The sequence below is a fragment of the Actinophytocola sp. genome (genome assembly GCF_036402745.1).
Taxonomy (GTDB): Bacteria; Actinomycetota; Actinomycetes; order Mycobacteriales; family Pseudonocardiaceae; genus Actinophytocola.
In genome coordinates, this window is record NZ_DASWSJ010000110.1 from 1 (window position 1) to 18,030 (window position 18,030).

The 18,030-nt window shown below is 73.4% G+C and carries 20 protein-coding genes; 13 read left to right on the forward strand and 7 right to left on the reverse strand.

The features are described from left to right. Positions 1-199: 199 nt before the first annotated feature. On the forward strand, positions 200-955 hold the full coding sequence (locus VGD70_RS10380) for a DUF2567 domain-containing protein (RefSeq protein WP_331080521.1): 756 nt from the start codon (positions 200-202) through the stop codon (positions 953-955). 11 nt (positions 956-966) lie between these two features. Here the strand turns inward: VGD70_RS10380 and VGD70_RS10385 are convergent, their stop codons facing one another. Together VGD70_RS10385 and VGD70_RS10390 are read right to left on the reverse strand one after the other, a co-directional pair. Then, the gene (locus VGD70_RS10385) at positions 967-1,659 is read right to left on the reverse strand and encodes an LON peptidase substrate-binding domain-containing protein (protein WP_331080523.1); all 693 of its coding nucleotides are present in this window, start codon (positions 1,657-1,659) and stop codon (positions 967-969) included. Positions 1,660-1,668: 9 nt separating this feature from the next. Then, positions 1,669-2,385 (reverse strand): NUDIX hydrolase, encoded by a 717-nt coding sequence (locus VGD70_RS10390; protein ID WP_331080525.1) that lies wholly within the window; start codon positions 2,383-2,385, stop codon positions 1,669-1,671. Positions 2,386-2,454: 69 nt separating this feature from the next. On the opposite strand from VGD70_RS10390, the gene nadA reads away from it, so the two are divergent. The 3 genes from nadA (at position 2,455) to nadC (ending at position 6,013) form a co-directional block, all read left to right on the forward strand. Further along, positions 2,455-3,477 (forward strand): quinolinate synthase NadA, encoded by a 1,023-nt coding sequence (gene nadA / locus VGD70_RS10395; RefSeq protein ID WP_331080527.1) that lies wholly within the window; start codon positions 2,455-2,457, stop codon positions 3,475-3,477. Between the two features lie 113 nt (positions 3,478-3,590). Next, positions 3,591-5,168 carry an L-aspartate oxidase gene (locus VGD70_RS10400; protein WP_414637936.1) on the forward strand — a complete coding sequence of 526 codons (1,578 nt, stop codon included), beginning with the start codon at positions 3,591-3,593 and terminating at the stop codon, positions 5,166-5,168. Continuing rightward, on the forward strand, positions 5,165-6,013 hold the full coding sequence (nadC, locus tag VGD70_RS10405; protein WP_331080531.1) for a carboxylating nicotinate-nucleotide diphosphorylase: 849 nt from the start codon (positions 5,165-5,167) through the stop codon (positions 6,011-6,013). The genes VGD70_RS10400 and nadC overlap by 4 nt, the downstream gene beginning before the upstream one ends. Here the strand turns inward: nadC and VGD70_RS10410 are convergent. Beyond that, positions 6,010-6,594 (reverse strand): TetR/AcrR family transcriptional regulator, encoded by a 585-nt coding sequence (locus tag VGD70_RS10410; protein ID WP_331080533.1) that lies wholly within the window; start codon positions 6,592-6,594, stop codon positions 6,010-6,012. The genes nadC and VGD70_RS10410 overlap by 4 nt on opposite strands. A 50-nt stretch (positions 6,595-6,644) precedes the next feature. On the opposite strand from VGD70_RS10410, the gene VGD70_RS10415 reads away from it, so the two are divergent. After that, positions 6,645-7,949: a cytochrome P450 gene (locus tag VGD70_RS10415; protein WP_331080535.1), complete on the forward strand. Its 1,305-nt coding sequence runs from the start codon at positions 6,645-6,647 to the stop codon at positions 7,947-7,949. A gap of 1 nt (position 7,950) precedes the next feature. On the opposite strand, the gene VGD70_RS10420 is transcribed toward VGD70_RS10415, so the two are convergent. Together VGD70_RS10420 and VGD70_RS10425 are read right to left on the reverse strand one after the other, a co-directional pair. After that, the gene (locus VGD70_RS10420; RefSeq protein ID WP_331080537.1) at positions 7,951-8,214 is read right to left on the reverse strand and encodes a hypothetical protein; all 264 of its coding nucleotides are present in this window, start codon (positions 8,212-8,214) and stop codon (positions 7,951-7,953) included. A gap of 108 nt (positions 8,215-8,322) precedes the next feature. Continuing rightward, positions 8,323-9,114 carry a carbon-nitrogen hydrolase family protein gene (locus VGD70_RS10425; protein ID WP_331080539.1) on the reverse strand — a complete coding sequence of 264 codons (792 nt, stop codon included), beginning with the start codon at positions 9,112-9,114 and terminating at the stop codon, positions 8,323-8,325. A gap of 70 nt (positions 9,115-9,184) precedes the next feature. Between VGD70_RS10425 and VGD70_RS10430 the strand changes: the two genes are divergently transcribed. Genes VGD70_RS10430 through VGD70_RS10440 form a run of 3 tightly spaced genes read left to right on the forward strand, consistent with a single transcriptional unit; the run spans position 9,185 to position 12,326 of the window. Then, positions 9,185-10,747, forward strand: a complete 1,563-nt coding sequence (locus VGD70_RS10430) for an ABC transporter substrate-binding protein (protein WP_331080541.1) — start codon at positions 9,185-9,187, stop codon at positions 10,745-10,747. After that, positions 10,744-11,910, forward strand: a complete 1,167-nt coding sequence (locus VGD70_RS10435) for an aminotransferase class V-fold PLP-dependent enzyme (RefSeq protein ID WP_331080543.1) — start codon at positions 10,744-10,746, stop codon at positions 11,908-11,910. The genes VGD70_RS10430 and VGD70_RS10435 overlap by 4 nt, the downstream gene beginning before the upstream one ends. Continuing rightward, a complete protein-coding gene (locus VGD70_RS10440) occupies positions 11,907-12,326 on the forward strand; it encodes a DUF5956 family protein (RefSeq protein WP_331080545.1) in 420 nt (139 codons plus the stop codon). The genes VGD70_RS10435 and VGD70_RS10440 overlap by 4 nt, the downstream gene beginning before the upstream one ends. A 58-nt stretch (positions 12,327-12,384) precedes the next feature. On the opposite strand, the gene VGD70_RS10445 is transcribed toward VGD70_RS10440, so the two are convergent. Beyond that, positions 12,385-13,668 carry a M14 family metallopeptidase gene (locus VGD70_RS10445; protein WP_331080547.1) on the reverse strand — a complete coding sequence of 428 codons (1,284 nt, stop codon included), beginning with the start codon at positions 13,666-13,668 and terminating at the stop codon, positions 12,385-12,387. A gap of 188 nt (positions 13,669-13,856) precedes the next feature. On the opposite strand from VGD70_RS10445, the gene hisD reads away from it, so the two are divergent. From hisD to VGD70_RS10470, 5 genes are read left to right on the forward strand one after another with little or no spacing between them, the layout of a single operon-like run. Next, a complete protein-coding gene (hisD, locus tag VGD70_RS10450) occupies positions 13,857-15,179 on the forward strand; it encodes a histidinol dehydrogenase (RefSeq protein WP_331080549.1) in 1,323 nt (440 codons plus the stop codon). Beyond that, positions 15,176-16,276, forward strand: a complete 1,101-nt coding sequence (locus tag VGD70_RS10455; protein ID WP_331080551.1) for a histidinol-phosphate transaminase — start codon at positions 15,176-15,178, stop codon at positions 16,274-16,276. The genes hisD and VGD70_RS10455 overlap by 4 nt, the downstream gene beginning before the upstream one ends. Then, positions 16,273-16,872: an imidazoleglycerol-phosphate dehydratase HisB gene (hisB, locus tag VGD70_RS10460; RefSeq protein WP_331080553.1), complete on the forward strand. Its 600-nt coding sequence runs from the start codon at positions 16,273-16,275 to the stop codon at positions 16,870-16,872. Before VGD70_RS10455 ends, hisB begins: the two co-directional genes overlap by 4 nt. A gap of 11 nt (positions 16,873-16,883) precedes the next feature. Beyond that, positions 16,884-17,042 carry a hypothetical protein gene (locus VGD70_RS10465; protein ID WP_331080555.1) on the forward strand — a complete coding sequence of 53 codons (159 nt, stop codon included), beginning with the start codon at positions 16,884-16,886 and terminating at the stop codon, positions 17,040-17,042. 44 nt (positions 17,043-17,086) lie between these two features. After that, positions 17,087-17,485 (forward strand): DUF1992 domain-containing protein, encoded by a 399-nt coding sequence (locus tag VGD70_RS10470; RefSeq protein ID WP_331080557.1) that lies wholly within the window; start codon positions 17,087-17,089, stop codon positions 17,483-17,485. Here the strand turns inward: VGD70_RS10470 and soxR are convergent. Beyond that, the gene (gene soxR / locus VGD70_RS10475) at positions 17,482-17,946 is read right to left on the reverse strand and encodes a redox-sensitive transcriptional activator SoxR (protein ID WP_331080558.1); all 465 of its coding nucleotides are present in this window, start codon (positions 17,944-17,946) and stop codon (positions 17,482-17,484) included. The two genes, VGD70_RS10470 and soxR, sit on opposite strands and share 4 nt — an antisense overlap. Between the last annotated feature and the right edge of the window lie 84 nt (positions 17,947-18,030).

Genomic DNA, 18,030 nt, shown 5'->3' on the forward strand with positions numbered 1-18,030 from the left:
CCCGGTGCACGGGTGTGATCGGGGCGCTCGACCCGCCCCGGTTCTGTCCCGAGTGCGCTCGCCGGATGGTGGTTCAGGTGACCCCATCCGGGTGGTCCGCGCGCTGCAGCCGGCACGGAGACCGCACGTCCTCGAACGCTCTGTCCCCGACCGACTAGTCTTCGTCACGGACAGTTGGTCGCGGGGAGCGGAGGCAGGCGTGGCGGAACAACCGGTCGGGGCGCAGGGCGCCGCACCCTTCCGGGCGGAGCCCGCCGCGGGCAGCAACAGCGAGCCCGGCAGCGAGCCCGGCAACGAGCCCGGCAACGGCTCGGGCACGAACGCCGAGGCGGGTGCCGGTGGACCGGTCGCCGGTGGCGATGCGGCCGGGTCCGTGCCGGTGACGCCGTACCCCACGTACTTCCCGTTCCCCTGGCGGCCGGAGCGGCCCAAGGTCGTGATCAAGGCCGACCTGCTGCCCGCGGTGAGCGTGCTGTCCACCGTCGCGCTGCTGGGCCTCGCGGTCGGCTGGCTGTGGTCGCGGCTCGCGCCGCCGCAGCGGATGATCATCGGGCAGGACGGCAAGCCCGTCGCGTTCGCCGCGGCTACCGGTAACCAGGCGGAGAGCTTCCACCGCTTCGACGACCTCGTCCTGTTCGCCCTCCTCGGCCTCAGCGCCGGCCTGTTCACCGGGCTCGCCGTGTGGTTCCTCCGCGAGCGTCGTGGCCCGGTGATGATGATCGCCGCGGTGCTGGGGGGCACGCTCGGTGGCTGGCTCGCCATGCAGGTGGGCGTCGCCTGGGCCGAGGGCCGCTACCCGGTCAGCGGCAACGTCAAGGTCCTCGACGTGATCCTCAAGCCACCCCAGCTGGAGTCCGGCTGGATCCTGCTGGCCTGGCCGCTGACCACCGCGCTCGCGTACGGCGTGATGGCCGCCTGGAACAGCATGGACGACCTCGGCCGCCGGCTGGGCTGAGGAACGTCGGCTCAGTTCTTGCTCGCGTGCCGGCGCAGCTCCGCCGGAGGGGCCGGCACCGCCCGCAGCGTCGCCAGGATCCCCGCCTCCCGGTTGAGCATCCGACCCACCAGCCGCAACCGGTGCAGCGGCCGGGTCTCCTCCAGTAATCGCTGACGGTCCTCCAGCGGCAGCAGGCAGTCGGTGGCCAGCAGGTGCGACAGCTGCGCGATCTCGGCGTCGGCGGCCGGCTCGGTCCAGTCGCCCTGCTGCCACGCCGCCTGGCAGTAGCGCCGGTACGCCGCCCGCGCCGCGCGGGCCAGCGACCCGATCGTGTCGGACACGTCGCGCTGGCCGGGGAGCATCGCCGGGGTGTCCGGCACCCACTCGACGGCGCCGAGCAGGTACGGCGCGCTGGAGGAGTCCACCGCCAGCAGCCGGAACCGCTGCTCGCCGAAGCTCACGATGTCGAACCGGCCGTCCGGCAAACTCTTGGCCTGGCGCAACACCGCCGCGCAGCCGAACTCCTGCAGCTGGTCGCAGGAGGTGATCTCGGCCTCGTGCGACGGAGTCAGCGCGACCACGCCGAAGCGCTTGTCCGGCAGCGTGCCGGTCATCAGGTCGACGGTGAGCTGCCGGTACCGCGGCTCGAAGATGTGCAACGGCAGGGGAGTGCCCGGCAGCAACACCGTCTGCAGCGGGAAGAGCGGGATCGTCTCGGGCACATGCTCAAACTACGACGCGTTGCCGGTCCTCGCTTGGTTCGGCGGCCGGAACACGGCGAACGGGTCGGTCACCTCCATGCTGCGCTCGGTGAACCGGAACAGCGCCGCGGGCCGCCCACCAGCGCGTCCTGGTGGTGCGGTCGCGCCCGTCGGCTCGAGCAGACCGCGTCGCGCGAGCACGCGTTGCAGGTTGGTCGCGGACACCTTGTAGCCCAGCGCGGCCGAGTACAGCTCGCGCAGCGCGGAGATCGTGAACGTCGGCGGCGCGAGCGCGAACCCGATGTTGGTGTACGACAGCTTCGCGCGCAGCCGGTTGCGGGCTCGGCGCACGATCGACTCGTGGTCGAACGCGGTGTCGGGCAGCGCGTCGACCGGGTGCCAGCGGGTGTCCTCGGGCAGCGCCGGGTCGTTGTCCGACGGCACGAGACCGAGGAACGCGGTGGCCACCACCCGCTCGCCCGGCACCCGTTGCGGCGCGCTGAACACCGCGAGCTGTTCGACGTGCGCCAACTGCCGGACGTCGACCTTCTCCGCGAGCTGGCGCTTGATCGACGTCTCCACGTCCTCGGCCGGGCCGAGCCGCCCGCCGGGCAGTGACCACCGGTGCGCGTGCGGCTCCAGAGCGCGCTGCCAGAGCAGCACCTGGAGTGAGCCTGCTCGCACTTGGAGCACCGCGGCCAGCACTTCATGGGCTTCCGGTCGGGGGACGGTGGTAGCATCGACCATGTTTTCGATCCTAAGGCGAAAACCTCTGGATGGGAAATCGGCAAGGGTGCTGACCCGAGGGAGGACACGATGGGCGCTATCGCTGAGCGTGCGCGGACCGACGATCTGACGCCGTACGGCGGGGTCGAGCCGGACGCGGCGTGGCGCGACGAGGTGCGCCGGCTGGCCCGGAAGCGCGACGCGGTGCTGCTCGCGCACAACTACCAGCTACCCGAGATCCAGGACATCGCCGACCACACGGGCGACTCCCTCGCGCTGAGCCGGATCGCCGCGGCCAGCGACGCGGCGACGATCGTGTTCTGCGGCGTGCACTTCATGGCCGAGACGGCCAAGATCCTCAGCCCGCACAAGACGGTGCTGATCCCCGACGAGCGGGCGGGCTGCTCGCTGGCCGACTCCATCGACGCCGCCCAGCTGCGCGCGTGGAAGGCCGAGCACCCCGGCGCCGTCGTCGTGTCCTATGTGAACACGACGGCAGAGGTCAAGGCGGAGACCGACATCTGCTGCACGTCGTCCAACGCGGTCGACGTCGTGCGGTCCATCCCGGCCGACCGCGAGGTCCTGTTCCTGCCCGACCAGTTCCTCGGCGCCCACGTGCGGCGCGAGACCGGCCGGGACAACCTGCACGTGTGGGCGGGCGAGTGCCACGTGCACGCGGGCATCAACGGCCCCGAGCTGGCCGCGCGGGCGGCCGCCAACCCCGACGCCGACCTGTTCGTGCACCCGGAGTGCGGCTGCGCCACCTCCGCGCTGTACCTCGCGGGGGAGGGCGTGGTCCCCAAGTCCCAGGTCAAGATCCTCTCGACCGGCGACATGGTCACCGAGGCCCGCGCCACCAAGGCGCGCTCGGTGCTCGTCGCCACCGAGATCGGCATGCTCCACCAGCTGCGCCGGGCCGCGCCGGAGATCGACTTCCGCGCGGTGAACGAGCGCGCGTCGTGCCGCTACATGAAGATGATCACCCCGGCCGCGCTGCTGCGGTCGCTGCGCGAGGGCAAGGACGAGGTGCACGTCGACCCGCTGGTCGCCGAGCGGGCCCGAGGCGCCGTGCGGAGGATGATCGAGATCGGCAAGCCGGGCGGTGGCGAGTGACCGCCCCCGGAGCGGGCGCGACGCAGCGGACGCCGGCCGGCCCGAGGAGCACGCGCAGGCGCGCCGGCGCGCGGGAGCGACCGGTCCAGCCCTGCTGGGAGGCGCGCGCGGACCTGGTCGTCGTCGGCACCGGGGTCGCCGGGCTCACCGCGGCGCTGCGGGCCCGGGAGCTGGGCCTGCGGGTGCTCGTGGTCACCAAGGAGGCGGCCGACGGCGGCAACACGCGGTGGGCGCAGGGCGGGGTCGCGGTCGTCCTCGGCGACGACGATGACGACTCCGTCGACCGGCACATCGCGGACACGCTCGCGGCCGGCGGCGGGCTGTGCGATCCGCACGCCACCGCGCTGGTCATCGGCGACGGGCCGGCCGCGGTCGCCCGGCTGCGTGATCGCGGCGCGGTGTTCGACGCCGCGGACGGCCGGCTCGCGCGGACCCGGGAGGGCGGGCACACCGCGTTCCGGGTCGTGCACGCGGGCGGCGACGCCACCGGCGCGGAGGTCGAGCGGGCGCTGCTGGCCGCCTCGCGCGACGGGCGGGTGCCGATGCTCGAGCACCACGTCGCGGTCGACACGCTGCGCACCCCGGCCGGCGAGGTCGCGGGCCTGCTGGTGCTCGACGGCGGTGGCGTGCCCGGCGTGCTCACCGCGCCGGCCGTGCTGCTGGCCACCGGCGGGCTGGGGCAGCTCTACCAGGCGACGACCAACCCGGCGGTCGCCACCGCGGACGGCGTGGCCATCGCGCTGCGGTCCGGCGCCCCGGTGGCGGATCTCGAGTTCGTGCAGTTCCACCCGACCGTGCTCTACACCGGCGAGGGCGCGCGCGGCCGCTGCCCGCTGGTCACCGAGGCGGTGCGGGGCGAGGGCGCGGTGCTCGTGGACTCCACCGGCGCCCGGGTGATGACCGGCGTGCACCCGCTCGCCGACCTCGCGCCGCGCGACGTGGTGTCGGCGGCGATCTCGCGGCGGGTCGCGGAGCTGGGTGAGGACCACGTGTTCCTCGACGCCACGCACCTGGACGGTCCGACGTTCCGGCGCCGGTTCCCGACCGTGCTCGCGGCCTGCATCGCGGTCGGCGTCGACCCCACGGTGACGCCGATCCCGGTGTCGCCGGCGGCGCACTTCTCCTGCGGCGGTGTGGTGTCCACTGTGGACGGTAGGACGCCGGTGCGTGGGCTCTACGCGGCCGGCGAGGTGGCCCGGACGGGGCTGCACGGGGCCAACCGGCTGGCGTCCAACAGCCTGCTCGAGGGCCTGGTCGTCGGCACCCGCGCGGCCGAGGCGGTGGCGGCCGACCTGGCGGTGGGTGTGCTGGCCGAGCCGCGGCTCGCCGCGTGCCAGCCGGTGCCCACGGTGCCGGTGGCCGACCGGGACACGCTGCAGCGGGTGATGAGCCGCTACGCCGCCATCGGCCGCGACGCCGAGGGCCTGGCCGTGGTCGGCTCGGTGCTCGATGTGTCCGCTGTGGACCGTCCACTCGAGACCCGGGTGCTGGTGGAGGACGCCGCGCTGACGTTGACCGCGCGTGCGTTGATCGCCGCGGCCGCCGCGCGGACCGAGTCCCGCGGCTGCCACGTGCGCGACGACTTCCCTGCCGTGGACCCGAGCTGGGCGCACGGCCTGACCATCCGCCTGACCCCGTCCGGCCAGCCGATGCTGGACCGTCCGGCGCTGCTGGCGAGGGGTGCGGCGTGACAGGCCTGGACCTGTCCGACGTGCGCCGCGTGGTGTCGGTGGCGCTGGAGGAGGACCTGCGCTACGGCCCGGACGCCACCACGGCGGCCACGGTGCCCGCCGACGCGGTGGCCGTGGCCGAGCTGACCCCGCGCTCGGCCGGCACGCTGGCCGGCGTGCCGGTGGCGCTGGCGGTGTTCGAGTCGGTGCTCGGCTCGGTCGAGGTGGTCTCCCGGCGCGAGGACGGCGAGCGGCTGCTGCCCGGCGAGCCGGCCCTGGTGGTGCGCGGTCCGGTCCGCGGCCTGCTCACCGCCGAGCGGACGGCGCTGAACCTGCTGTGCCACCTGTCCGGCGTGGCCACGGTGACGTCGGCCTGGGTCGACGAGATCGCCGGCACGGGCGCGGTGGTCCGCGACTCCCGCAAGACCCTGCCGGGCCTGCGCCTGCTCGAGAAGTACGCGGTCCGCTGCGGCGGCGGCGAGAACCACCGGCTGGGCCTGGGCGACGCGGTGCTGATCAAGGACAACCACGTCCACGCGGCGGGCTCGGTCACCGCCGCGCTGCGGGCCGCCCGCGCGCACGCACCCGAGCTGCCGTGCGAGGTCGAGGTCGACACCCTCGACCAGCTGGACGAGGCGCTGGCCGAGAACGCCGAGCTGGTCCTGCTGGACAACTTCACCCCCCGGTCCTGCGCGGCGGCCGTCGCCCGCGTCGCCGTGCGCGGTGCCCGGACGAAGCTGGAGGTCTCCGGCGGCCTGCAGCTGGCCGACGCCCGCGGGTACGCCGAAACAGGCGTCGACTACCTGTCGGTCGGCGCGCTCACCCACTCCGCGCCGGCCCTCGACCTGGGGATGGACCTCCGCTAACGCTCCTCGGAGATCGCGCGCAGGTCGGCCAGGCCGCGGAGCAGGTGCTCGCCCGCCGGGACGCTGGCCGGGTCGAGCATCCACTGCATCGACAGCCCGTCGCACACGGCCATCACCCAGCTCGCCACCGCGGTGCAGCGGGGGTCCTCCGGGGCCACCTCGTCGCCGAGGGCGGCGGCCACCAGGGAGGCGACCCGGCGCCGGGTGGTGGCGTACATGCCCGCCAGCTGGTCGCGCAGCTGCGGGTCGCGGTCCGCCTGGGCCAGGGCCTCCACAAAGGACACCAGCAGCGCGCGGCGGCCCGAGAGGGAGTCCAGGTGGGCCGCCCACGTGAGGTGGGCGCGCTCGATCGGCGACGCGTCCGGGTCGGCCATCGCGGCGGTCGCGAGCTGGGTGGTCCACTCCTCGAGCACCATGCCCAGTGCGGCGTTCAGCAGGCCCGCCTTCGAGCCGAAGTGGTAGCCGATGGAGGCCAGGTTGGTGCCCGACGCGGCGACCAGGTCGCGCGCGGTGATGTGCGCGTATCCCTTGTCCTCCAGCAACTGCCGCGCCGCCGCGAGCAGCTGTTCCCGATGGCCCACGGGCTGACGGTACCTTGTGCCTCGATCTATACGAGCGTATAAAACGTGGCATGGCGACGCTCGAGGTCGACCCGCGGACACTGCCACCGGGCTCGCGCCTGCCGTCGGTGCTCCAGACGTTCCTGTTCCTCGTCGCGCGGCGGCAGCTGCACATCCGCCTGCACCGGCGCTTCGGCGACGTGTTCAGCACCCGCATCGCCGGCCGCCGCCTGGTCGTCACGGTCAGCCGCCCCGAGCACATCCGCGAGATCTTCGCCGGCTCGCCGACGATCTTCCACGCCGGCGACGGCAACGCGCTCCTCGCACCCGTGATGGGAAAGCACTCCGTCCTGGTCATCGACGAGGACGAACACCTGCGCATCCGCAAGCTGCTGATGCCCGCCTTCAACGGCGCGGCGCTGCGCGGCTACGGCGACCTGATGGCCGAGCTCGCCACCGCCGACGTCGAGGCATGGCCCACGGGCCGGCCGTTCGCCGTCCACCCGCGGATGAACGCGGTGACCCTGGAGATCATCCTGCGCGTCGTGTTCGGCATGGCCGACGGCGCGCGGCTCACCGAGCTGCGCCCGCGCCTGCGCCGCATCTCCGACATCGGCCCGCTCACGGTGCTCGGCTGGAGCTACCCGAAGCTCACCCGGGTCGGCCCGTGGCGGCGCAACCTCGCCAACCTCAACTCGGTCAACGAGCTGCTCTACGCCGAGATCGCCGACCGCCGGGAGGCCGGCGACCTGGCCTCGCGCGGCGACGTGCTGTCCCGGCTGCTCACCGCGGGCGGCGGCGACCTGTCCGACGGCGAGGTCCGCGACCAGATGATCACCCTGCTGCTCGCCGGCCACGAGACCACGGCGACCGCGCTGGCCTGGTCGTTCCACGAGCTCGCCCGGCGCCCCGACGTCCAGCGCCGGGCCCAGGAGGCGGCCGACGCCGGCGACGAGGACTACCTGCAGGCCGTGGCCAAGGAGGCGATGCGCCGCCGCCCGGTGATCCAGAACGTGGCCCGCATGCTGACCGAGCCCACCGAGGTGGCCGGCTACCAGCTGCCGAAGGGCACGGTCGTCGGCCCGAGCATCAACCTCGTCCACAAGGACCCGAGCGTGTACGCGGAGCCGCGGGACTTCCGGCCCGAGCGGTTCGTCGGCAAGCAGCCGGAGGCCGGCACCTGGATCCCCTTCGGCGGCGGCGTGCGCCGCTGCCTGGGCGCCGGCTTCTCCTTGCAGGAGGCCGCCGCGGTCCTGCGGGCGGTCCTGTCGCGCTACGACCTCCGCCCGGAGCGGGCGAAGCCGGAGTACCCGAAACCCCGCAACATCACCCTGACCCCGTCCCGCGGCGGCCGCATCGTCGCCACCCCGCGCTGAGTCAGCGCACGGGCGTGTCCGCGTCCTTGCTCGCCGCCTTGGCGTTCGGCGTGACGTGGCGGCGGGCCACGAAACCGAGGAGCGCCGCGGTCAGCGCCAGGGCGAGGCCGGTCTGCTCGGCGGTCCACGTGACGAGCCCGAACCCGATCAGCAGGGCGAGTCCGGCCTGGATCACGCCCTGGAAGGCGACCGGCTCGGCCCGAACGTAGGCCGCGATCGTGGCGCAGACCGCCCAGACCGAGCCGTTGCGTGTGTTGTTCCGCATCGTGCACCCCCATGCTCGAATACTTCGAGTTACAGGAGGGTCGCCGACCGCTGCTGATACGCCGTGGCCGGATCGTGACAGAACCGTCGTTCAGGCCATTGTGGACGGTCAGAGCCGGCGGTTGGCCAGGACCGGGATCGACTCGCGGACCTTGTCGACCAGGGGCAGGTCCAGGTCGGCCACCAGCACGTCCGGCGCCGCGCCCAGCTGTGCCAGCACCTCACCCGACGGGCCGGCCACCGTGCTGTGGCCGATGCCCGTCGGCGCCTTCGGATGTGGCTCGACCCCGGACGCGGCCGGGTCGGCCTGGCCGGCGGCCACCAGCCAGCACGTCGAGTCCAGCGCGCGGGCACGCACCAGCAGCTCCCACTGCGCGAGCTTGCCCGGCCCCGCTCCCCACGACGCGCCCAGCAGCACCACCGTCGCGCCGCGGTCGGCCAGGCGGGTGAACAGCTCCGGGAAGCGGATGTCGTAGCAGGTGGCGAGCCCCAGGGTCACGTCGTCGACGGACACCGTGATCAGGTCGGCGCCGGGCGCGACGGTCTTCGACTCCGCGAAGCCGAACGCGTCGAACAGGTGGATCTTGTCGTAGCCGACGTGCTGGCCCCGGCCGGTGGCGAGCAGCGTGTTGAACACCCGGCCGTCCGGCGCCGGGGTGAACATCCCGGCCACCACCAGCATGTCGTGCTCCGCCGCGATGTCCGCGACCGACGAGGCCCACGGCCCGTCGACCGGCTCCGCGACCGGGCCCAGCGACGTGCCGAAGCACGCCATCGTCGCCTCGGGGAACACCGCCACCGACGCGCCCTCCGCGGCGGCCCGGCCCACCGCGTCGCGGATCAGGGACAGGTTCCGCGACGGCGAGGCCGTCGAGGTGATCTGGCACAGCGCGACTCGCACGGAACCTCCCAGGCCGTAATCCCCTGATCCACCCACGCGAGGATATGTCGCCCGGCTAGGGTCGGGCCTCGTGCCCACCATTCGCCACCGACGCATCGTGCCGACGCTCGTCGCCCCTGTGTTGTTGGTCAGCGTGCTGGTGGTCAGCGCCTGCACCGGCGGCACGACGCCGTCGGCCTCCGGCAACCCGGACGGCACGTCGCTCGTGATCGCGGTCGCCGAGGAGCCGGCCGAGCTCGACCCGCTCGGCGGGTACGCCCAGCACGGCGCCGCGAAGATCTTCGACGGCCTGGTGGAGCACGACGCCGACCTGTCCCTGCGCCCCGCGCTCGCCGCCACGCTCCCGCAGCCGTCCGCCGACGGTCGCATGTGGACGGTCAAGCTCCGGCCCGGCGTCACGTTCTCCGACGGCACCCCGTTCGAGGCGCAGGACGTGGTCGCCACCTACCGCGCGCTGCTCGACCCGGCGCGCCGGTCGCCGGTGCGGCAGCGGTTCACGATGCTCAAGTCGGTCCGGGCGATCGACCCGTCCACCGTCGAGTTCACCCTCACCGCGCCGTACGCGCCGTTCCCCGAGCTGCTCGTGCTCGGCATCCTGCCCAGCGAGTCGCTCACCGGACCGCGCCCGGCCGAGCCGATCGGCACGGGGCCCTACCGGCTCGCCGACTGGCAGCGCGGGTCCCGGATGGTGCTGGAGGCCAACGAGAACTACTACGACGGCGCGCCCGCGATCAAGAAGGTGACCGTCGAGTTCATCCCGGACGACAAGACCCGCGCGGACCGCATGCGCGAGGGCAAGCTCGACGGCGCCGCGCTGCCGCCGGCGCTCGCGCGCGAGTTCGCCAGCACCGACGGGCTGCAGGTCGTCGCGCACAGCGCCGCGGACGTGCGCGCGGTCGTGCTGCCCTCCGACGACCCGGTGACCGGCGACCCGGCCGTGCGGACCGCGCTCAACGACGCGGTGGACCGCCAGGCGGCCGTGGACAAGGTGCTCGCCGGGCAGGGGAGCGTGGCGTACACGCCGATGCCGGGCGTACTCGCGGAGTTCGTCGAGGCCGGCGCGAGCTACGAGCACGACCTCACCCGCGCGCTGGACCTGCTGGAGTCCAGCGGCTGGCGGACCGGGCCGGCCGGAATCCGCACCCGCGGCGGCCGGGCCGCGCAGTTCACCCTGCGCTACCCCGCCGGTGACTCGGTCTCGGCGGGCCTCGCCGGGGACTTCGCGACGAACGCGCGGTCGATCGGCGTGCAGGTCGACCTGGAGCCGGTGACCGGCGCGGAGCTGACCGGGCCCACCGTCGTGAGCTTCGGCGACCCGTTCGACCCGGACCTGAGCCTGTTCGCGATGCTGCGGTCCGGTGGCCCGGAGGCGCTCGGCGGGTACGCGAACGAGACCGTCGACTCGGCGCTCGACACCGGCCGTTCGGCGACGGACCCGGCGCAGCGGGCGGCGGCGTACCGGCGGCTGCAGCGGGCCTATGTGACCGAGCCGGGCATGGTCGTGCTGGCCGCGCCAAGCCACACGTACGTCATGCGCGACAGCTGGGACGGCTACACGCCGGTGGTCGACGCCGGCAGCGCGGACCTGACCTGGGGCGCGTGGTGGAACCTGGAGAAGTGGACGCCGCGATGATCGATCTGGCCGCCGTGCGGGCCGACACGCCTGCCAGCAACCGAGGGGTCTTCCTGGACAGCGCCGGGTCGTCGCTGCCGCCGGTGCAGGTGCTCGACGAGGTCATCGGTCACCTCCGCCGCGAGGCCGAGATCGGCGGCTACCGCGCGCACGACGAGCGGCTGGCGGATCTCGAGGACGGCTACGGCCTGATGGCGTCGTTGCTGGGCTGCGAGCCCGACGAGGTGGCGTTCACCGACAGCGCCACGCGGTCCTGGCTGGCGGCGTTCGACGCCGTCCCGCTGTCGGAGGGTGACCGTATCCTGGTGACGGAGGTCGAGTACGCGGGCAACGCCATTCCCTTGCTGCACCGGGCGGCCGAGGTCGGCGCGACCGTGACCCCGATCCCGTCGGCTCCCACCGGCGAGGTCGACGTCGAGGCGCTGCGCTCGATGCTGGACGAGCGGGTCAAGCTGGTGTCGCTGGTGCACGTGCCCACGAACAGCGGCCTGGTCAACCCGGTGGCGCCGGTCGTGTCGGCCGCGCACGAGGTGGGCGCGCTGGTCCTGCTGGACGCGTGCCAGTCGGTGGGCCAGGTCCCGGTCGACGCGGCGGCGCTGGGGGCGGACATCGTCTCCGGCACCGGCCGCAAGTGGCTGCGTGGCCCGCGGGGGACCGGTTTCCTGGTGGTGCGGCGCGCGGCCAGGTCGCGCCTGCGCCCGCGCCAGGTCGACCTGCACTCGGGCACGTGGAAGTCGCCGTCGACCTACACGCTCCGCGACGACGCCCGGGTGTTCGAGCTGTGGGAGTCGAGCGTCGCCGACCGCCTGGGCCTGCTCGCCGCGGTCCGCTATGCGCTGTCCCTGGGCATCGACGCGATCACCGCGGCCGTGCGCGACCGCGCGTCGCACCTACGCACCGCCCTGGCGGCGATGTCGGACGTGACGATCCACGACCTGGGCACCGACCGGTGCGGGATCGTGAGCTTCACCGTGGCCGGCGTGCCGGCGGAGGAGGTCAGGTCCCGCCTGGCCACCCACAACGTGACCGTCACGGTGACCGGCGTGCGCTCCACCCAGTACGACATGACCCGGCGGGCACTGCCGGAGGTGGTCCGGGCGTCCCCGCACTACTTCGTTTCCCCGGAACAGCTCGACGAGGCAGTCGCCGCCCTGAAGTCATGAGTGGGTGGGACCGGGTCGAGGTGGTGGCGTCGGTCGCGGGCGTCGGATGGGCGGAGCTGCCGTGGTCCGGGTGGGGTGCCGCGATCGGCTGGGTCGCGGGACCGGAACGGACGCGGCGCTGCGCCGACACGCGGGACCACGTCACGACCGTCACGACCTACGACGGCGACGGGAACGCGGTCCACGCGTCCTACCCCGCGCCGCCCGAGGAACGGGCCGAGGTCGATGACGACGTGGACGCCTACCTGTCCGAGCTGGGCATCCCGCCCCGGCCGCGGGGCTTCCGGTGGTTCGTCCGGGTGCCGGGCACGCCGGAGGAGTTCTGGGCCGCGGTCCACGCCGAGTGGCATCGCGGCGGCCGGCCCACGCCTGAGTGGCAACCACTGCTCCGCGACCTCGTCGGCCGAATCCGCTGATGCGCAACGGCGCCCGCACCCCAGCCGGCGGGTGCGGGCGCCGTTCGCCTCGTCCGGGTCAGCCGGCGTTCGTCAGGAGGATGTCCACCGCGCCGTCGTTGCGGGTCGTCTGGGGGACGATGTTCTCGTCGGGTGGGTAGAAGCCGTCGATGCCGCCGCCCGACGGGTACATCTCGAAGCAGAACGTCAGCACCTTGTGGGTGCCCCACATCCAGTCGTTGATGTCACCGTCGGTGATGTACAGGCCGCTCGACTGGTCCGGCGTGTAGCCGTTCGCCGACGCCAGCCGGGTGCCGATGTCGCGGAAGTGGTTGTACTCCGCCTGCGTCATGCCCTCGGTCACCTGGTCGTAGGTGTGCCCGAACGGCCACAGCACCAGCTCCGAGAACGTGTGGAAGTCGATGTGCGCCTTGATCTGCCGCCCACCGACCCACGCCTCCAGCGCCGCGACCTCCGTCGCCGACGACGCCGACGGGCCGCGGTAGTCCTCGGCCGACGTCGAGCCGCTCGAACCGCCGCAGCAGCCCCACTTGTACGGGAAGTTCCGGTTGATGTCCGTGCCGATCGTGCCGTCGGAGTTCGGCTGCCGGTTCTTGCGCCAGCCCTGGTACTGGCCGCCGGAGATGTCGTACTCCGTGCCGTCCGGGTTCAGGTTCGGCACCACGAAGATCTCCCGGCTGTCCACGAACCCGGTGACCGTGGGGTCAGTGCCGTAGCCGTCGGTGAACCGCTGGATGATGTGCAGGCACATCTCCGTCGTCAGGTGCTCGCGCGCGTGCATGTTGCACGTGAACAGCACCTCGGGCTCGGCCTCGTCGGTCGCCGCGTTGTCGCTGATCTTCAGCACCGGCATGTCCCGGCCCTCGTAGGACGTGCCGATGCTCGACAGCGCGGTGATCGCCGCGTGGTCGCTGGCCGCGGCCTGCACCTCGGCCACCATCTCGGCATACGTGTGGTAACCCTCGTCGCCCGCCGGGAAGTCGGCGGCCGACACGCCGGACGCCGACGCGCCCCGCGACGACGGGCCGCCGCTCCGCTCGGCCAGCAGCTTGTCGAAGTCGCCGGTCAGCGCGAGCGCGAACCCCCGCGAGCGCAGCGCGGCGGCCTGCGCCGGGCTCGCCACGATGTCCATCGCGCCGTCCCGGGCGCCGAGCACGTCGACGCCGGAGCTGGCCACCTCGGTCCGCGCCGCGACGTCCGCGGCATCGGTCACCCGGTACAGGCCGCGATCGGGTGTTGGCGCGGCGGTGGGCTCCTGCGCGCCCGCCGCCCAGCCGGTGACCAGCACCAGGCCGGTCGCGGCGGCCGCGGCGAGCGCGAGCACGCGACGTTTGGTGAACATGTCCCCTCCGAAGAACGCAAGCGAGTGATCACCCGAGCGTGCTGCCCGTGTTCGGCCGGCGACAACCCGTCATTGGTCGGGGAATCCGGCCTGCTGGCGGATCACCCGACGAACGTAGTGGGCCGTTCGGGTGCGGGACCGGACCACATACCCTGGAACACGCCAGGCCCCGAGACCGAAGGAAGCCGATGCTGAGCCGCACCGACCTGCGTGGTCGAGTCCCGTCCCCGGCCGAGCTGCGCGCCATGCTGCCGCGCGCCGACATGGACGTGGATGCCGTGCTGCATCGGGTGCGCCCGATCGTGGAGGACGTGCGGGAACGTGGCGTGACCGCGGCCCTCGAGTACGCCGAGCGGTTCGACGGAGTGCGACCGAAAACCGTCCGGGTGCCCGAGAGCGACCTGAAGGAGGCGCTCGACGGGCTTGACGGCAAGGTCCGGGAGGCTCTCGAGGAGTCTGTCAAGCGGGCTCGCGCGGTCCACGCCGAGCAGCGCCGCCAGGACGTCACCACCCAGGTCGTCCCCGGCGGCACGGTCACCGAACGCTGGGTCCCGGTCCGCCGGGTCGGCCTCTACGCCCCCGGCGGCCTCGCGGTCTACCCGTCGAGCGTCGTGATGAACGTCGTCCCCGCGCAGACCGCCGGCGTCGAGTCGCTCGTCGTCTGCTCGCCGCCGCAGGCCGAGTTCGGCGGCCGGCCGCACCCGACCGTCCTCGCCGCGGCCGCGCTGCTCGGCGTCACCGAGGTGTGGGCGGCCGGCGGCGCGCAGGCCGTCGCGCTGCTCGCCTACGGCGGCACCGACACCGACGGCTCCGGGCTCGAGCCGGTCGACATGGTCACCGGCCCCGGCAACGTCTACCTCACCGCCGCCAAGCGCCTGCTGCGCGGGCTCATCGGCATCGACTCCGAGGCCGGTCCCACCGAGATCGCCATCCTCGCCGACGCCACCGCCGACCCTGTGCACGTCGCCGCCGACCTCATCAGCCAGGCCGAGCACGACACCCTCGCCGCGAGCGTCCTCGTCACCGACTCCGAGCGGCTCGCCGACCAGGTGGACGCCGAGCTCGAGCGCCAGGTCGGCCGCACCAAGCACACCGAGCGGATCACCACCGCCTTGCGCGGCAAGCAGTCCGGCTGCGTTCTCGTGTCCACTGTGGAGGAAGGACTGTCCGTCGTGGACGCCTACGCCGCCGAGCACCTCGAGGTCCAGACCGCGGCCGCGGCCGCCGTCGCCGCCCGGGTCCGCGCCGCCGGCGCCGTCTTCGTCGGCCCGCACAGCCCCGTCTCCCTCGGCGACTACTGCGCGGGCTCCAACCACGTGCTGCCCACCGGCGGCTGCGCGCGCCACTCGTCGGGCCTGTCGGTGCAGACGTTCCTGCGCGGCATCCACGTCATCGACTACTCCCGCGAGGCGCTCGAGGAAGTCGCCGACCGGGTGGTCGCCCTCGCCGACGCCGAGGACCTGCCCGCGCACGGCCAGGCGGTCACCGCGCGCTTCGGGGGCGCCGGGTGAGCATCGGCGACGAGATCGGGATAGCGGACCTGCCGCTGCGGGAGGACCTGCGCGGCCGAAGCCCTTACGGCGCCCCGCAGCTGGACGTCCACACGCGACTCAACACCAACGAGAACCCCTACCCGCCGCCGCCCGCGCTGGTCGCCGACGTGACCAAGGCGGTGGCCGAGGCGGCCGTCGACCTGCACCGCTACCCGGACCGGGACGCCCTCGCGCTGCGGGCCGACCTCGCGAGCTACCTCACCGCGGCCACCGGCGTGGCGCTGTCGGCCGCCAACCTGTGGGCCGCCAACGGGTCCAACGAGGTGCTGCAGCAGATCCTGCAGGCGTTCGGCGGTCCCGGCCGCACGGCGCTGGGCTTCGAGCCGTCGTACTCGATGCACCCGATCATCGCGGCCGGCACCCGCACCGAGTGGGCACCCACGCCGCGCCGCGCGGACTTCACCCTCGACACCGCCCGCGCCGCCGGGATCCTCGCGGAGCGCAGGCCCGACGTCACGTTCGTCACCAGCCCGAACAACCCCACCGGCGGCTCGATCCCGCTCGACGAGCTGCGCACGCTCGTCGAGGCGGCACCCGGGCTCATCGTCGTGGACGAGGCCTACGCCGAGTTCTCGGCGCAGCTCAGCGCGGTGCGGCTCATCGCGGAGTTCCCGGCGAAGCTGGTCGTCTCGCGCACGATGAGCAAGGCGTTCGCGTTCGCGGGCGGGCGGCTGGGCTACCTCGCCGCCGCACCCGCGGTGGTCGACGCGCTGCAGCTCGTCCGGCTGCCCTACCACCTCTCCTCGCTCACCCAGGCCGCCGCGCGGGCGGCGCTGCGGCACGCCGAGGACACGCTGCGCTCGGTGCACGCGCTCGCCGCCGAGCGCGACCGGGTGATGGAGTCGTTGCGCGGACTGGGTTTCGACGTCGTGCCCAGCGACGCCAACTTCGTCCTCTTCGGACGGTTCGCGGAGAGCCACGCCACGTGGGAGTCCTACCTGGCGCACGGGGTGCTCATCCGCGACGTCGGCATCCCCGCGCACCTGCGGGTTACCATTGGCACACCGGCCGAGAACGACGTGTTCCTGGCCGCCAGTAAGGAGATCGTCAGGTGAACCGCGTCGGCCGGATCGAGCGGACCACAAAGGAGTCCAACGTCGTCGTCGAGATCGACCTCGACGGCGCGGGCAAGGTGGACGTGTCCACCGGCGTGCCGTTCTACGACCACATGCTCACCTCGTTCGGCGTGCACGGCGCGTTCGACCTGTCCGTCGCCGCCAGCGGCGACGTCGAGATCGACGCCCACCACACGGTCGAGGACGTCGCGATCGTGCTCGGCGAGGCCATCGGCAAGGCGCTGGGGGACAAGCAGGGCATCCGCCGCTTCGGCGACGCCTGGATCCCGATGGACGAGACCCTCGCGCACGCGGCGGTCGACGTCTCCGGCCGGCCGTACTGTGTCCACTTGGGAGAGCCGGAGGCCATGGCCGGCTTCACCGTCGGCGGCAACTACCCCACGGTGCTCAACCGGCACGTGTTCGAGTCGCTCGCGTTCCACGCGCGCATCGCGCTGCACCTGCGCGTCCTGCACGGCCGCGACCCGCACCACATCACCGAGGCGCAGTACAAGGCGCTCGCGCGCGCGTTGCGGGCCGCCGCCGAGCCCGACCCGCGGCTGACCGGCGTCCCCAGCACCAAGGGCGTCCTCTAGGCTTCGGCGCCATGTCCAAGGAAGTCGTCGTCATCGGGCTCATCGCCATCGCCGGGTTCCTCATCGGCGGCGTCTACTCCACCTGGAAGACCGCCAAGGGCCTGGCGATGGTCCTCGCCGTCGCGGCGGCCGTGGCGGTCGGCGGCGCCATCGTGTGGCTGGTGTCCTAGCCGGACGGGGCCGCGCGGCTCGAACGCCGTGCGACCATGGGAGGGTGACCGAACGCAAGCCGCCGGCCATGCCGGTCGAGGACTGGGTCGAGCGCCAGATCCGCATGGCGCAGGAGCGTGGGGACTTCGACGACCTGCCGGGCGCCGGCAAGCCGCTGCCGAACCGGCCCGGCGGCACGATGGAGTGGGTGGCGCGGAAGCTGCGCGAGGAGAACGCCGACACCGCGGCGCTGCTGCCGCCGTCGCTGGCACTGCCCAAGGAGATCGCCGAGCTGCCGGCGCGGCTGGCGAAGGAGCGGTCGGAGACGCGGGTGCGCGAGCTCGTCGCCGACCTCAACGCGCGGATCGCCAAGGCGCACCGCGAGCCGCAGGTCGGGCCGCCGCTGCGGGTGGGACCGGTGGAGGTGGCCGACGCGGTCGAGGCCTGGCGCGCGAGCCGCTAGTTGATGCCGCCCTCGGAGGCGGCCTTCAGGCGCGGGGCGCCCGGGCCCAGCGCGGCGAGGGCGTCCTCGCGGTTCATCAGGTGGCAGGACTTCAGCGACAGGCAGCCGCAGCCGATGCAGGCGGTCAGGCGGTCGCGCAAGCGCTGCATCGCGTCGATGCGGGCGTCCAGCTCGCCCTGCCACAGGTGGGACAGCCGGGCCCAGTCGGTCTTCGTCGGGGTGCGGCCCTCGGGCAGGGTGGCCAGCGCGTCGTGGATGTCCTCCAGCGACAGGCCCACCCGCTGCGCCGTCCGGATGAACGCCAGCCGCCGCAGCACCGCCCGGGCGTATTTCCGCTGGTTGCCGGTGGTTCTCTCGGACGAGATCAGGCCCCGCTCCTCGTAGAACCGCAGCGCTGTGTGCGGCACGCCACTGCGCTTGGCCACCTCACCGATCGTCAACACATCCGGCAGTTTCGGCACATCACCGACCTTACCGGCTGACCTCGACCTAGGTAGAGATAGTCCCGGCGGCCGTTCACCGTGGTGCGCAAGGGAAGCGGGGAC

Coding starts and splice junctions, on each gene's coding strand:
- VGD70_RS10390 (WP_331080525.1), bottom strand. CDS start 2,385: ATGGTCGATGCTACCACCGTCCCCCGACCGGAAGCCCATGAAGTGCTG.
- nadA (WP_331080527.1), top strand. CDS start 2,455: ATGGGCGCTATCGCTGAGCGTGCGCGGACCGACGATCTGACGCCGTAC.
- VGD70_RS10415 (WP_331080535.1), top strand. CDS start 6,645: ATGGCGACGCTCGAGGTCGACCCGCGGACACTGCCACCGGGCTCGCGC.
- VGD70_RS10420 (WP_331080537.1), bottom strand. CDS start 8,214: ATGCGGAACAACACACGCAACGGCTCGGTCTGGGCGGTCTGCGCCACG.
- VGD70_RS10435 (WP_331080543.1), top strand. CDS start 10,744: ATGATCGATCTGGCCGCCGTGCGGGCCGACACGCCTGCCAGCAACCGA.
- VGD70_RS10440 (WP_331080545.1), top strand. CDS start 11,907: ATGAGTGGGTGGGACCGGGTCGAGGTGGTGGCGTCGGTCGCGGGCGTC.
- VGD70_RS10445 (WP_331080547.1), bottom strand. CDS start 13,668: ATGTTCACCAAACGTCGCGTGCTCGCGCTCGCCGCGGCCGCCGCGACC.
- hisD (WP_331080549.1), top strand. CDS start 13,857: ATGCTGAGCCGCACCGACCTGCGTGGTCGAGTCCCGTCCCCGGCCGAG.
- VGD70_RS10465 (WP_331080555.1), top strand. CDS start 16,884: ATGTCCAAGGAAGTCGTCGTCATCGGGCTCATCGCCATCGCCGGGTTC.